Here is a 12,515-nt window from a genome sequence, read left to right on the forward strand (position 1 = left end):
GTGTACTCATGACCAAAGGAATCTTAGGGAAAAAAGTGGGAATGACACAAATCTTTACTGAGTCTGGTGAATTAATTCCAGTAACAGTAGTTGAAGCTACGCCAAACGTGGTTTTACAAGTAAAAACTGTTGAAACTGACGGATACGAAGCTATCCAAGTTGGTTACCAAGACAAACGTGAAGTTTTATCAAACAAACCTGCGAAAGGTCATGTTGCAAAAGCAAACACGGCTCCTAAGCGCTTCATTAAAGAATTCAAGAATGTTGAGCTAGGAGAATATGAAGTAGGTAAAGAAATCAAAGTAGATGTTTTCCAAGCAGGAGACGTTGTTGATGTTACAGGTACTACGAAAGGTAAAGGATTCCAAGGGGCAATCAAACGTCACGGCCAAAGCCGCGGACCTATGTCTCATGGTTCTCGTTATCACCGTCGTCCTGGGTCAATGGGTCCAGTAGCGCCTAACCGTGTATTTAAAAATAAACGACTAGCCGGCCGTATGGGTGGCGACCGCGTAACAATTCAAAACCTTGAAGTTGTTAAAGTGGACGTAGAAAGAAATGTTATCTTAATCAAAGGAAACATTCCTGGAGCGAAAAAATCTTTAATCACAATCAAATCAGCTGTGAAAGCTAAATAAGTGTAGGGAAAGGAGGAACTAAGGAATGCCGAATGTAGCATTATTCAAACAAGATGGAACTCAAAACGGTGAAATCACTTTAAATGAAGAAATCTTCGGAATCGAACCTAATGAAAGTGTTGTCTATGATGCAATCATCATGCAACGTGCTTCATTAAGACAAGGAACACACGCAGTTAAAAACCGTAGCGCTGTTCGTGGCGGTGGCCGCAAACCATGGCGTCAAAAAGGAACTGGTCGTGCTCGTCAAGGTTCAATCCGTTCACCACAATGGCGTGGAGGTGGCGTAGTCTTTGGACCAACACCGCGTTCATACAGCTACAAACTTCCTAAAAAAGTTCGTCGCTTAGCAATGAAATCTGTATTATCAGATAAAGTTGCTGAAAATAACTTGGTAGCAGTAGAAGGTTTAAGCTTCGATGCACCAAAAACAAAAGAATTCAAACAAGTTCTTGCTAACTTGTCTATCGATACTAAAGTATTAGTTGTTTTAGAAAATGGTAACGACTTTGCAGCTTTATCAGCTCGTAACTTACCAAACGTTTCTGTAGTAACTTCTGATAACGTTAGTGTGTTAGATGTTGTGTCAGCTAACAAAGTCTTGGCAACACAAACAGCTCTTACTCAAATTGAGGAGGTGCTTGCATAATGGAATTACTAGACGTAATCAAACGCCCAGTGATCACTGAAAAATCCATGTTAGCTATGGACGAAAAGAAATATACTTTCGAAGTGGACACTCGCGCAAACAAAACTTTAGTAAAACAAGCTGTTGAATCAGCATTCGATGTTAAAGTAGCAAACGTAAACATCTTAAACGTGCGTCCAAAATTTAAACGCATGGGTAAATATGCAGGTTATACAAAAAAACGTCGCAAAGCGATCGTTACATTAACTGAAGATTCAAAAGAAATTCAATTATTCGAAGCTGCTGAATAAGCAGTCCTGAACAATATCAACGTAGGAGGGAAATAAGACGTGGCGATTAAAAAGTACAAACCTACCACAAATGGACGTCGTAACATGACAAGTTCTGATTTCGCTGAAATCACAACTTCAACACCAGAAAAATCATTGTTACAGCCATTAAAAAACAATGCCGGTCGTAACAACAACGGTCGCATTACGGTTCGTCACCAAGGTGGCGGTCACAAACGTCAATACCGTGTGATTGACTTCAAACGTAATAAAGATAACGTCGCAGCGGTTGTTAAAACGATCGAGTACGATCCAAACCGTTCTGCTAACATCGCGTTAGTTCATTACGAAGACGGGGTTAAGGCATACATCTTAGCACCAAAAGGATTAGAAGTAGGCATGCGCCTAGTATCTGGTCCAGAAGCAGATATTAAAGTAGGTAACGCATTACCATTGGAAAACATTCCAGTCGGTACAGTTATCCACAACATTGAAATGAAACCTGGTAAAGGTGGACAATTAATCCGTTCAGCTGGAACAAGCGCGCAAGTACTTGGTAAAGAAGGCAAATACGTATTAATCCGCTTAAACTCTGGCGAAGTTCGTATGATCTTAGCAACTTGCCGTGCAACAATCGGTTCAGTTGGTAACGAACAACACGAATTAATCAACATTGGTAAAGCTGGCCGCTCTCGTTGGATGCGTAAACGCCCAACTGTTCGTGGTAGCGTAATGAACCCTAACGATCACCCACACGGTGGTGGTGAAGGTAAAACACCAATCGGACGTAAAGCACCAGTATCTCCATGGGGTCAACCAGCAATTGGATACAAAACACGTAATAAAAAAGCTAAATCAGACAAACTTATCGTTCGTCGTCGTACTAAATAATTTTTTTGACCATGTGTCGTACATTTTGAGAGGAGGTTCACCATGGGTCGTAGTTTAAAAAAAGGACCTTTCGTCGATGATCATTTGATGAAAAAGGTCGAAGCACAACAAGGTGCCGAAAAGAAAAAAGTAATTAAAACTTGGTCTCGCCGCTCTACAATTTTTCCATCATTCGTAGGTTTCACAATCGCTGTATATGATGGACGGAAACATGTCCCTGTTTACATTCAAGAAGACATGGTAGGACATAAATTAGGTGAATTTGCACCAACTAGAACTTATCGTGGCCACGTTGCTGACGATAAAAAAACTAAACGCTAATTTTGAGGGGAGGATATGCAAATGTCAGAACAAATTACATCAGCTAAAGCAACTGCAAAAACAGTTCGCACTTCACCTCGTAAAGCACGTTTAGTAATCGATCTTATCAGAGGGAAAAGCGTTGCGGATGCAATTTCAATCTTGAAATTCACACCGAACAAGTCTGCTGGAATCATTGAAAAAGTTTTAATGTCAGCAGTTGCTAACGCAGAAAACAACTTTGACTTAGACGTTGAAAGCTTAGTCGTATCTGAAGCATTTGTTAACGAAGGACCAACAATGAAACGTTTCCGTCCTCGTGCAAAAGGTTCAGCTTCACCAATCAACAAACGTACTAGTCACATCACAGTAGTTGTAACAGAGAAATAAGTCTCATGAAATAGGCTGTTTTCTTTATGAAAACAGAGCTTAAACATTTAAGAGGAGGGACAATCAGTGGGTCAAAAAGTACATCCAATTGGAATGCGTGTAGGCATCATCCGCGACTGGGATGCGAAATGGTATGCTGAAAAAGAGTATGCTGAATTCTTACACGAAGATTTAAGAATCCGTAAATTTATCGCAACAAAACTTGCTGATGCTGCTGTATCTACAATTGAAATCGAACGCGCTGCAAACCGTGTTAACATTTCAATTCACACAGCTAAACCAGGTATGGTTATCGGTAAAGGCGGATCTGAAGTCGAAAACCTAAGAAAAGAATTAAACAAATTAACTGGCAAACGAGTTCACATCAACATCGTTGAAATCAAAAAACCAGATTTAGATGCAAAATTAGTAGGCGAAGGAATTGCACGTCAATTAGAAAACCGTGTTGCTTTCCGTCGTGCTCAAAAACAAGCGATCCAACGCGCAATGCGTGCTGGCGCTAAAGGAATCAAAACTCAAGTATCAGGTCGTCTAAACGGTGCGGATATCGCTCGTTCAGAAGGATACTCTGAAGGAACTGTACCACTTCACACATTACGTGCGGACATTGATTACGCATGGGAAGAAGCGGACACTACTTACGGAAAACTAGGAGTTAAAGTGTGGATCTATCGTGGAGAAATTCTTCCAACGAAAAAAAACACTGAGAAAGGAGGGAAATAATCATGTTAGTACCTAAACGTGTAAAACACCGTCGTGAATTCCGCGGAAAAATGCGCGGTGAAGCTAAAGGCGGAAAAGAAGTAGCATTTGGTGAATGGGGTTTACAAGCAACTGAATCTCACTGGATTACTAACCGTCAAATCGAAGCAGCCCGTATTGCAATGACTCGTTACATGAAACGTGGCGGGAAAGTATGGATTAAAATTTTCCCTCACAAGTCTTACACAAGTAAAGCTATCGGCGTACGTATGGGTAAAGGTAAAGGGGCACCTGAAGGCTGGGTATCACCAGTTAAACGTGGTAAAATCATGTTTGAAATCGCAGGCGTTCCTGAAGAAGTAGCTCGTGAAGCTCTTCGTCTTGCATCTCACAAATTGCCGGTAAAAACTAAGATCGTAAAACGTGAGGAAATGGGTGGTGAATCGAATGAAGGTTAAAGAAATCAGAGAATTAACCACTGCCGAAATGCTAGATAAAGAAAAACAATTAAAAGAAGAATTGTTCAACTTAAGATTCCAATTAGCAACAGGTCAATTAGAAAACACTGCACGTATTAAAGAAGTACGTCAATCGATTGCACGCATCAAAACAGTATTGCGTGAACAAGCTAACTAATAGTGGAAGGAGGCCAAACGCGTATGACTGAAGAAAGAAATCAACGTAAAGTTTACCAAGGTCGCGTGGTATCAGACAAAATGGATAAAACAATCACAGTTGTCGTTGAAACAAAGAAAAACCACCCTATCTATGGCAAACGTATGAAATATTCTAAAAAATATAAAGCGCATGATGAAAACAACACAGCGAAAGTTGGAGACATCGTAAAAATCATGGAAACTCGTCCATTATCAGCTACAAAACGTTTCCGTTTACTAGAGGTAGTCGAAGAAGCAGTTATTATCTAATAAAACGAGAATTTCCTAATAGATTGAAGCACAAAATCTGAAAGGGGGATACACATCGTGATCCAACAAGAAAGTCGTTTAAGAGTCGCTGACAATTCTGGCGCACGTGAAATTTTAACGATCAAAGTCCTAGGCGGATCTGGTCGTAAAACTGCTAACATCGGTGACGTTATTGTTGCTACTGTCAAACAAGCAACGCCAGGTGGGGTTGTTAAAAAAGGTGAAGTAGTTAAAGCCGTTATCGTTCGTACAAAATCTGGCGCTCGTCGTGCTGACGGTTCTTACATCAAATTTGATGAAAATGCTGCGGTAATTATCCGTGACGATAAAAGCCCACGCGGAACACGTATCTTCGGACCAGTTGCACGTGAATTACGTGAAAACAACTTCATGAAGATCGTTTCTCTAGCACCAGAAGTATTATAATCTCGAGCCCACGTTAAAGGAGGTGCGAAACAGTAATGTTTGTTAAAAAAGGCGATAAAGTAAAAGTTATCACTGGTAAAGATAAAAACAAAGAAGGCGTTGTCTTAGCAGCGTTTCCTAAACAAGATAAAGTTATCGTTGAAGGTGTCAACGTCGTTAAAAAACACCAAAAACCAAACCAAGCAGCCCCACAAGGTGGAATCCTTGAAGTGGAAGCGCCAATTCATGTTTCTAATGTAATGGTGATTGATCCTTCAAACGGAGAAGCTACTAAAGTTGCGTTTAAAGAAGTCGACGGCAAAAAAGTCCGCGTTTCTAAAAAAACAGGTGAAGTTTTAGATAAATAAAAATTGCGGAAGGAGGGCTTACTGAATGAACCGCCTGAAAGAAAAATATATTAAAGAAGTAACACCATCATTGGTGGAAAAATTTAATTACAGCTCAGTTATGCAAACACCTAAAGTTGATAAAATCGTTATCAACATGGGTGTGGGTGATGCAGTATCAAATGCTAAAAACTTAGACAAAGCTGTTGAAGAATTAGCATTAATCACTGGTCAAAAACCACTTATCACAAAAGCTAAAAAATCTATCGCTGGATTCCGTTTACGTGAAGGAATGCCAATCGGTGCGAAAGTAACGCTACGCGGCGAAAGAATGTACGAATTTTTAGATAAATTAGTAACAGTTTCTTTACCTCGTGTACGTGACTTCCACGGTGTCAGCAAAAAAGCTTTCGATGGTCGTGGTAACTATACTTTAGGTATTAAAGAACAATTAATCTTCCCAGAAGTTGATTATGATTTAGTAGATAAAGTACGCGGTATGGACATCGTAATTGTTACAACAGCGAACACTGACGAAGAGTCTCGCGAATTGTTGGCACAATTAGGTATGCCATTCCAAAAATAATATAAGGAGGCGAACTACGTGGCTAAAAAATCAATGATTGCTAAAAACAAACGTCCTGCTAAACATTCAACACAAGCATATACTCGTTGTGAACGTTGTGGACGTCCACATTCAGTTTATCGTAAATTTCATCTTTGCCGTATTTGCTTCCGCGAACTTGCCTATAAAGGTCAAATTCCCGGCGTGAAGAAAGCTAGCTGGTAAACAAGTAAACTCGCATAAAGGAGGTAAATAGTTCAATGGTCATGACAGATCCAATTGCAGATTTTCTAACTCGCATTCGTAATGCGAACATGGTTAAACATGAAACTTTAGAAGTACCTGCTTCAAAAATCAAACGTGATATCGCAGAAATCCTGAAACGTGAAGGATTTATCCGCGACGTAGAATACATCGAAGATGACAAACAAAACGTAATCCGTGTTTTCCTAAAATATGGTAAAAACGAAGAACGTGTTATCACAAACTTAAAACGTATTTCTAAACCAGGTTTACGTGCATACGTAAAAGCTGACGAAGTACCAAAAGTATTAAACGGTCTAGGAATTGCAATCATCTCTACATCAGAGGGTGTAATTACTGACAAAGAAGCTAGAGCGAAAAATATCGGCGGCGAAGTAATCGCCTACGTATGGTAATTCTAAAAAATACACAAGGAGGTGTCTCTAAGTGAGCCGTATTGGTAATAAAGTTGTTGTTCTTCCTGCTGGTGTTGAAATCAAGCAAGACGGAAACAACATTACAGTTAAAGGACCTAAAGGTGAATTAACACGCGAATTTTCTTCTGATATCAAAATGAACATCGAAGGAAACGAAGTGACATTCACTCGTCCAAACGATTCAAAAGAAATGAAAACAATTCACGGAACAACTCGTGCAAACTTCAACAACATGGTTGTTGGTGTTTCTGAAGGTTTCCAAAAAGCACTTGAACTTATCGGGGTCGGATACCGTGCCCAAGTACAAGGCAACAAATTAACTTTAAACGTTGGTTATTCTCATCCTGTCGAAATGACAGCACCAGAAGGCGTAACATTTGAAGTACCTGCGAACACACAAGTTATCGTTAAAGGCATCAACAAAGAAGTTGTTGGTGAATTAGCTGCTAACATCCGTGGCGTTCGTCCTCCAGAACCTTATAAAGGCAAAGGGATTCGCTATGTTGGTGAATTTGTACGCCGTAAAGAAGGTAAAACTGGTAAATAATAACAGCTGTGTAGAAAACAGAAGTCAACAACAAGCAACTGTCATTTTATGGGATTTTTCCAATAAAATGCTTTTGTCTTGTCTGCCAGCTTCTCTTTTCCGTAATCTGCTGACTGCTTGAAATATTAGTAGTAAACATTAAATCAAAGAGGTGAAAATTGTGATTACAAAACCAGATAAAAACAAAACACGTCAAAAGAGACATCGTCGTGTACGTAACAAAATCTCTGGTACTGCTGAGTGCCCACGCTTGAACATTTTCCGTTCTAACAAAAACATCTACGCGCAAGTCATTGATGACGTAGCGGGTGTGACGCTAGCAAGTGCCTCTGCCTTGGATAAAGAAATTTCAGGTGGAACAAAAACAGAAACAGCTGCAGCTGTTGGTAAACTAGTTGCTGAACGTGCCGCTGAAAAAGGCATCAAAAAAGTAGTCTTCGACCGTGGTGGATACCTTTACCATGGCCGCGTGCAAGCTTTAGCTGAAGCTGCTCGTGAAAATGGACTAGAATTTTAGGAGAAGGAGGAACACCATTCATGGTTTATATTGATCCAAAACATTTGGAATTAGAAGACCGCGTTGTAGCGATCAACCGTGTAACAAAAGTTGTTAAAGGTGGACGTCGTTTACGTTTCGCAGCTTTAGTTGTTGTCGGTGACAAAAACGGACACGTTGGTTTCGGTACTGGTAAAGCACAAGAAGTACCTGAAGCTATCCGTAAAGCAATCGAAGACGCGAAGAAAAACTTAGTTGAAGTGCCTATGGTTGGTTCTACTATCCCGCACGAAGTAATTGGCGTATTTGGTGGCGGCCGTATCCTTATGAAACCTGCAGTAGAAGGTTCTGGGGTAGCTGCTGGTGGACCAGTTCGTGCCGTATTGGAATTAGCTGGTGTAGCAGATATTACATCTAAATCACTAGGTTCAAACACACCTATTAACGTTGTTCGCGCAACTGTTGAAGGTCTAAAACAATTAAAACGTGCCGAAGAAGTGGCAGCACTTCGCGGTAAATCTGTAGAAGAAATTATCGGTTAAGGAGGACAAAAATAATGGCTGAATTAAAAATTACTTTAAAACGCAGTGTTATCGGACGTCCTCAAAACCAACGTGCTACAGTTAAAGCGTTAGGTTTAGGTAAAGTGAATAGTACTGTTACAAAACCTGCCAATGAAGCAATCAAAGGCATGGTTAACACTATTTCACATTTAGTGGACGTAGAAGAAGTTTAAGATTTATAGATTTGTAATAGAAGATTGCTTAAGGAGGTGCCAAACCTATGAAACTTCATGAATTAAAACCTGCTGAGGGCTCACGCCAAGTACGTAACCGTGTTGGACGTGGTACTTCATCTGGTAATGGTAAAACAGCTGGCCGTGGACAAAAAGGGCAAAAAGCCCGTTCAGGCGGTGGTGTTCGTTTAGGATTTGAAGGGGGTCAAACTCCATTATTCCGTCGCTTACCAAAACGTGGGTTTACGAACATTAATCGTAAAGACTACGCTGTTGTAAACTTAGATACTTTAAACCGTTTTGAAGATGGAACAGAAGTAACTCCTGTTGTCCTAAAAGAAGCAGGAATCGTTAAAAACGAAAAAGCAGGAATCAAAGTTCTTGCAGATGGTGAGTTAACGAAAAAATTAACTGTGAAAGCAGCTAAATTCTCGAAATCAGCACAAGAAGCTATCGAAGCTGCTGGTGGTTCAATCGAGGTGATCTAATTGTTCAAGCTATTAAAGAACGCCTTTAAAGTCAAAGACATTAGATCAAAAATCTTATTTACAGTTTTAATCTTGTTTGTATTTCGCCTAGGTGCGCACATTACTGTGCCCGGGGTGAATGCAAAGGGATTGTCTGATTTAAGTAGCTTACCATTTTTGAATATGTTGAATATGGTGAGTGGTAGTGCAATGCAAAACTTCTCTATCTTCTCGATGGGGGTTTCGCCATACATTACAGCATCTATTATTATTCAACTATTGCAAATGGATATTGTACCTAGATTTGTCGAATGGTCAAAACAAGGGGAAGTTGGGCGCAAGAAATTAAATCAAGCAACAAGATATCTAACGATTGTCTTGGGTGTGGCTCAGTCAATGGGGATCACTGCTGGTTTTAATAGCTTAAGTCAAACTGGGATTGTCAACAATCCAACCTTAGGTACCTTTGTGATGATTGCAGTTATTTTAACTGCTGGGACGATGTTTGTGACTTGGATGGGTGAACAAATTACAGAAAAAGGAATCGGAAATGGTGTTTCAATGATTATCTTTGCCGGGATTATTTCTCGTTTGCCAGGAGCAGTCAAAGAAATCTACGAAGATTACTTCGTCAATATCGAGTCTTCTCGTATTTGGCAATCTGTTATTTTCATTGCAATCTTAGTTATTGCTGTTTTGGTGATTGTTACAGTCGTAACGTTCTTCCAACAAGCAGAACGTAAGATTCCAATCCAATATACAAAACGTGTTTCTGGTGCACCAACAAGTAGTTATTTACCATTAAAAGTAAATGCTGCTGGGGTTATTCCAGTTATCTTTGCCAGCTCGTTAATTGCAACACCAAATGCCATTTTACAAGCTTTCTCATCAAAATTCGCTGGTGAAAATTGGTATGACATTATGACAAAAATCTTCAGTTATAACACAGTTCCAGGGGCAATCATCTATACTGTCCTAATCGTTGCGTTTACGTTCTTCTATGCATTTGTTCAAGTAAACCCTGAGAAATTAGCGGAAAACTTACAAAAACAAGGAAGCTACATTCCAAGCGTGCGACCAGGTAAAGGTACAGAAGAATATGTATCTGGCGTGTTAATGAGATTAAGTGTTGTCGGCTCAATTTTCCTAGGACTTGTTGCTTTACTTCCAATTATTGCGCAAATGGTTTGGAATTTACCTCAATCAATCGGTTTAGGTGGAACAAGTTTACTAATCGTTATCGGGGTTGCATTAGAAACAACGAAACAATTAGAAGGATTAATGATGAAACGTCAATATGTCGGCTTTATCAATAAGTAAGAATCGAGTGTTGAGGTTTTACCTCAGCACCATTCTCACATATGGCTAGCTTCATAAGCCGGTCTTTAAAATTAGGAGGAGAATATATGAACCTCATTTTAATGGGATTACCTGGAGCAGGTAAAGGCACCCAAGCAGAAAAAATCATTGATACGTATGGCATTCCACATATTTCTACTGGAGATATGTTCCGTGCAGCAATGAAAAATGAAACTGCCTTGGGCCTAGAAGCGAAATCTTATATCGATAAAGGTGAACTGGTTCCTGACGAAGTAACAAACGGAATTGTTAAAGAACGCCTTGCTGAACCAGACACAGACAAAGGATTCCTATTAGATGGTTTCCCACGTACGCTGGATCAAGCAAAAGCATTAGATACAATGCTTAAAGAATTAAACAAAAAAATTGATGCTGTCATTGACATCCATGTAGAAGAAGATGTATTAATCGAGCGTTTAGCTGGACGATTCATCTGTCGCACATGTGGCGCAACGTATCATAAATTATTCAACCCGCCAAAAGTTGAAGGCACTTGTGATCGCTGTGGCGGACATGAGTTCTACCAAAGAGAAGATGATAAGCCCGAAACGGTTAAAAATCGTTTGGCAGTCAACATTGAAAGTAGCGCACCAATCTTAGCTTTCTATAAAGAACAAGGCTTGATGCATACAATCGATGGCAATCGCGAAATCGATACTGTTTTTTCTGATGTGAAAAAAATCATTGACGAAAACTAATTTCCAATTGCCCGCAGTTTAACCCTGTTGTTGTATTCAGTTTCTCTTGCCAAAACATAACTAAATATGGTAGAATATATCAGTCCGACTTCTACAGTTTTGTGACATCAAAATGAATAACGAAGTTAGTTGAGAATTTCTAGGTGGGAGCTGGAGTTTCCGCCGTTTTATCGTGTGAAAACGCGAAACAAGTACAAGGAGGTACTGTGCGTGGCAAAAGAAGATATGATTGAAGTCGAAGGTACAGTCGTCGAAACTTTGCCGAATGCAATGTTTAAAGTCGAACTAGAAAATGGACACCAAGTTCTTGCTACTGTTTCAGGTAAAATCCGTATGCACTACATCCGTATCTTACCTGGTGACAAAGTAACAGTTGAATTATCACCGTATGATTTAACGCGTGGCCGTATTACTTATCGCTTTAAATAATTGTACTCCGTAAAACCACAGGAGGTATTATCATGAAAGTAAGACCATCAGTAAAACCAATGTGTGAACATTGTAAAGTAATTCGCCGTAAAGGACGTGTTATGGTTATTTGCCCAGCAAATCCAAAACATAAACAACGTCAAGGATAATTAGGAGGTGTAACGAATAATGGCTCGTATTGCAGGAGTAGACATCCCTCGTGACAAACGTGTAGTAGTTTCTCTTACTTACATTTATGGTATTGGTAACACTACAGCTAAAAAAGTTTTAGCAAACGTTGGCGTATCTGAAGATGTTCGTGTACGTGATTTAACAAACGAACAAACAGATGCGATTCGTGCGGAAATTGATAAGTTAAAAGTTGAAGGGGATCTTCGTCGTGAAGTGAACTTAAACATCAAACGCTTGATGGAAATCGGTTCATACCGTGGAATCCGTCACCGTCGTGGATTACCAACTCGTGGACAAAACACGAAAAATAATGCACGTACTCGTAAAGGCCCTACTAAAACAGTAGCAGGCAAGAAAAAATAATTCCTAAGTGAAGGAGGTTAGAACTTCATGGCAGCAAAAAAAGTTAGTCGTAAACGCCGTGTCAAAAAGAATATAGAATCAGGTGTAGCACATATCCATTCTACATTCAACAATACAATCGTAATGATTACTGATACACATGGTAATGCATTAGCATGGTCATCAGCAGGATCATTAGGCTTTAAAGGAAGCAAAAAATCAACTCCTTTTGCCGCTCAAATGGCTGCAGAAGCCGCAACTAAAGTGGCAATGGAACATGGACTTAAAACTGTAGACGTAACAGTTAAAGGACCTGGTTCTGGACGTGAAGCAGCAATTCGTTCATTACAAGCAACAGGTTTAGAAGTGACTGCAATTCGTGACGTGACTCCAGTTCCTCATAATGGATGCCGCCCTCCAAAACGCCGTCGTGTTTAATGAGCGCCACTCATTCTGAGTTTGAATTAGGAACGTCATTGAACAAGACACTTTTCGTTTTGAAAGGGGT

General features: G+C 39.9%; 26 protein-coding genes. All 26 read left to right on the plus strand.

The genetic code is table 11. The annotated features are described in order from the left end of the window. The first annotated feature begins 8 nt into the window (after positions 1 to 8). Complete coding sequence (gene rplC / locus IGI87_RS00810; RefSeq protein WP_002356199.1) at positions 9 to 638, plus strand: 50S ribosomal protein L3; 630 nt, start codon at positions 9 to 11, stop codon at positions 636 to 638. A gap of 25 nt (positions 639 to 663) precedes the next feature. After that, on the plus strand, positions 664 to 1,287 hold the full coding sequence (rplD, locus tag IGI87_RS00815; protein WP_002356200.1) for a 50S ribosomal protein L4: 624 nt from the start codon (positions 664 to 666) through the stop codon (positions 1,285 to 1,287). After that, positions 1,287 to 1,577, plus strand: coding sequence for a 50S ribosomal protein L23 (locus IGI87_RS00820; protein ID WP_002356203.1), 291 nt, complete (start codon positions 1,287 to 1,289; stop codon positions 1,575 to 1,577). Before rplD ends, IGI87_RS00820 begins: the two co-directional genes overlap by 1 nt. Before the next feature lie 39 nt (positions 1,578 to 1,616). Continuing rightward, complete coding sequence (rplB, locus tag IGI87_RS00825) at positions 1,617 to 2,447, plus strand: 50S ribosomal protein L2 (protein ID WP_002356204.1); 831 nt, start codon at positions 1,617 to 1,619, stop codon at positions 2,445 to 2,447. Between the two features lie 42 nt (positions 2,448 to 2,489). Further along, a complete protein-coding gene (rpsS, locus tag IGI87_RS00830; protein WP_002356205.1) occupies positions 2,490 to 2,768 on the plus strand; it encodes a 30S ribosomal protein S19 in 279 nt (92 codons plus the stop codon). A 21-nt stretch (positions 2,769 to 2,789) separates the two neighbouring features. Continuing rightward, on the plus strand, positions 2,790 to 3,137 hold the full coding sequence (gene rplV, locus IGI87_RS00835; RefSeq protein ID WP_002356206.1) for a 50S ribosomal protein L22: 348 nt from the start codon (positions 2,790 to 2,792) through the stop codon (positions 3,135 to 3,137). Positions 3,138 to 3,203: 66 nt separating this feature from the next. Continuing rightward, entirely contained in the window at positions 3,204 to 3,860 is a 657-nt protein-coding gene (gene rpsC / locus IGI87_RS00840) for a 30S ribosomal protein S3 (RefSeq protein ID WP_002356207.1), read from the plus strand. Positions 3,861 to 3,862: 2 nt separating this feature from the next. Next, positions 3,863 to 4,297: a 50S ribosomal protein L16 gene (gene rplP, locus IGI87_RS00845; RefSeq protein ID WP_002356208.1), complete on the plus strand. Its 435-nt coding sequence runs from the start codon at positions 3,863 to 3,865 to the stop codon at positions 4,295 to 4,297. Further along, complete coding sequence (rpmC, locus tag IGI87_RS00850) at positions 4,287 to 4,475, plus strand: 50S ribosomal protein L29 (RefSeq protein ID WP_002383858.1); 189 nt, start codon at positions 4,287 to 4,289, stop codon at positions 4,473 to 4,475. The genes rplP and rpmC overlap by 11 nt, the downstream gene beginning before the upstream one ends. Positions 4,476 to 4,498: 23 nt before the next feature. Then, entirely contained in the window at positions 4,499 to 4,765 is a 267-nt protein-coding gene (rpsQ, locus tag IGI87_RS00855) for a 30S ribosomal protein S17 (RefSeq protein ID WP_002359348.1), read from the plus strand. A 57-nt stretch (positions 4,766 to 4,822) separates the two neighbouring features. Then, positions 4,823 to 5,191, plus strand: a complete 369-nt coding sequence (gene rplN, locus IGI87_RS00860) for a 50S ribosomal protein L14 (protein WP_002356211.1) — start codon at positions 4,823 to 4,825, stop codon at positions 5,189 to 5,191. 35 nt (positions 5,192 to 5,226) lie between these two features. Further along, positions 5,227 to 5,538 (plus strand): 50S ribosomal protein L24, encoded by a 312-nt coding sequence (gene rplX, locus IGI87_RS00865; protein ID WP_002356212.1) that lies wholly within the window; start codon positions 5,227 to 5,229, stop codon positions 5,536 to 5,538. 25 nt (positions 5,539 to 5,563) lie between these two features. Next, positions 5,564 to 6,103 (plus strand): 50S ribosomal protein L5, encoded by a 540-nt coding sequence (rplE, locus tag IGI87_RS00870; RefSeq protein WP_002356213.1) that lies wholly within the window; start codon positions 5,564 to 5,566, stop codon positions 6,101 to 6,103. A gap of 18 nt (positions 6,104 to 6,121) precedes the next feature. After that, on the plus strand, positions 6,122 to 6,307 hold the full coding sequence (locus IGI87_RS00875; RefSeq protein ID WP_002356214.1) for a type Z 30S ribosomal protein S14: 186 nt from the start codon (positions 6,122 to 6,124) through the stop codon (positions 6,305 to 6,307). Positions 6,308 to 6,342: 35 nt separating this feature from the next. Continuing rightward, the gene (gene rpsH, locus IGI87_RS00880) at positions 6,343 to 6,741 is read left to right on the plus strand and encodes a 30S ribosomal protein S8 (protein ID WP_104855116.1); all 399 of its coding nucleotides are present in this window, start codon (positions 6,343 to 6,345) and stop codon (positions 6,739 to 6,741) included. 31 nt (positions 6,742 to 6,772) lie between these two features. Beyond that, positions 6,773 to 7,309: a 50S ribosomal protein L6 gene (gene rplF / locus IGI87_RS00885; RefSeq protein ID WP_002356217.1), complete on the plus strand. Its 537-nt coding sequence runs from the start codon at positions 6,773 to 6,775 to the stop codon at positions 7,307 to 7,309. Between the two features lie 160 nt (positions 7,310 to 7,469). Next, positions 7,470 to 7,826, plus strand: coding sequence for a 50S ribosomal protein L18 (gene rplR, locus IGI87_RS00890; RefSeq protein WP_002356218.1), 357 nt, complete (start codon positions 7,470 to 7,472; stop codon positions 7,824 to 7,826). Positions 7,827 to 7,846: 20 nt separating this feature from the next. Further along, on the plus strand, positions 7,847 to 8,347 hold the full coding sequence (gene rpsE, locus IGI87_RS00895) for a 30S ribosomal protein S5 (RefSeq protein ID WP_002356219.1): 501 nt from the start codon (positions 7,847 to 7,849) through the stop codon (positions 8,345 to 8,347). 14 nt (positions 8,348 to 8,361) lie between these two features. Then, positions 8,362 to 8,541 carry a 50S ribosomal protein L30 gene (gene rpmD, locus IGI87_RS00900; RefSeq protein ID WP_002356220.1) on the plus strand — a complete coding sequence of 60 codons (180 nt, stop codon included), beginning with the start codon at positions 8,362 to 8,364 and terminating at the stop codon, positions 8,539 to 8,541. Between the two features lie 47 nt (positions 8,542 to 8,588). Continuing rightward, a complete protein-coding gene (gene rplO, locus IGI87_RS00905) occupies positions 8,589 to 9,029 on the plus strand; it encodes a 50S ribosomal protein L15 (protein ID WP_002356221.1) in 441 nt (146 codons plus the stop codon). Continuing rightward, positions 9,030 to 10,328 carry a preprotein translocase subunit SecY gene (secY, locus tag IGI87_RS00910; RefSeq protein ID WP_104855117.1) on the plus strand — a complete coding sequence of 433 codons (1,299 nt, stop codon included), beginning with the start codon at positions 9,030 to 9,032 and terminating at the stop codon, positions 10,326 to 10,328. It begins immediately after the preceding gene. Positions 10,329 to 10,414: 86 nt separating this feature from the next. Then, positions 10,415 to 11,065: an adenylate kinase gene (locus tag IGI87_RS00915; RefSeq protein WP_002356223.1), complete on the plus strand. Its 651-nt coding sequence runs from the start codon at positions 10,415 to 10,417 to the stop codon at positions 11,063 to 11,065. A gap of 210 nt (positions 11,066 to 11,275) precedes the next feature. Further along, positions 11,276 to 11,494 (plus strand): translation initiation factor IF-1, encoded by a 219-nt coding sequence (gene infA, locus IGI87_RS00920; protein WP_002356224.1) that lies wholly within the window; start codon positions 11,276 to 11,278, stop codon positions 11,492 to 11,494. 32 nt (positions 11,495 to 11,526) lie between these two features. Further along, positions 11,527 to 11,643, plus strand: coding sequence for a 50S ribosomal protein L36 (rpmJ, locus tag IGI87_RS00925; RefSeq protein WP_002288710.1), 117 nt, complete (start codon positions 11,527 to 11,529; stop codon positions 11,641 to 11,643). Between the two features lie 19 nt (positions 11,644 to 11,662). After that, on the plus strand, positions 11,663 to 12,028 hold the full coding sequence (gene rpsM, locus IGI87_RS00930; RefSeq protein WP_002356225.1) for a 30S ribosomal protein S13: 366 nt from the start codon (positions 11,663 to 11,665) through the stop codon (positions 12,026 to 12,028). 27 nt (positions 12,029 to 12,055) lie between these two features. Beyond that, a complete protein-coding gene (rpsK, locus tag IGI87_RS00935; RefSeq protein WP_002356226.1) occupies positions 12,056 to 12,445 on the plus strand; it encodes a 30S ribosomal protein S11 in 390 nt (129 codons plus the stop codon). The last annotated feature ends 70 nt before the right edge of the window (positions 12,446 to 12,515 follow it).

The organism is Enterococcus sp. DIV1444a (assembly GCF_051712125.1).
GTDB lineage: Bacteria > Bacillota > Bacilli > Lactobacillales > Enterococcaceae > Enterococcus > Enterococcus faecalis.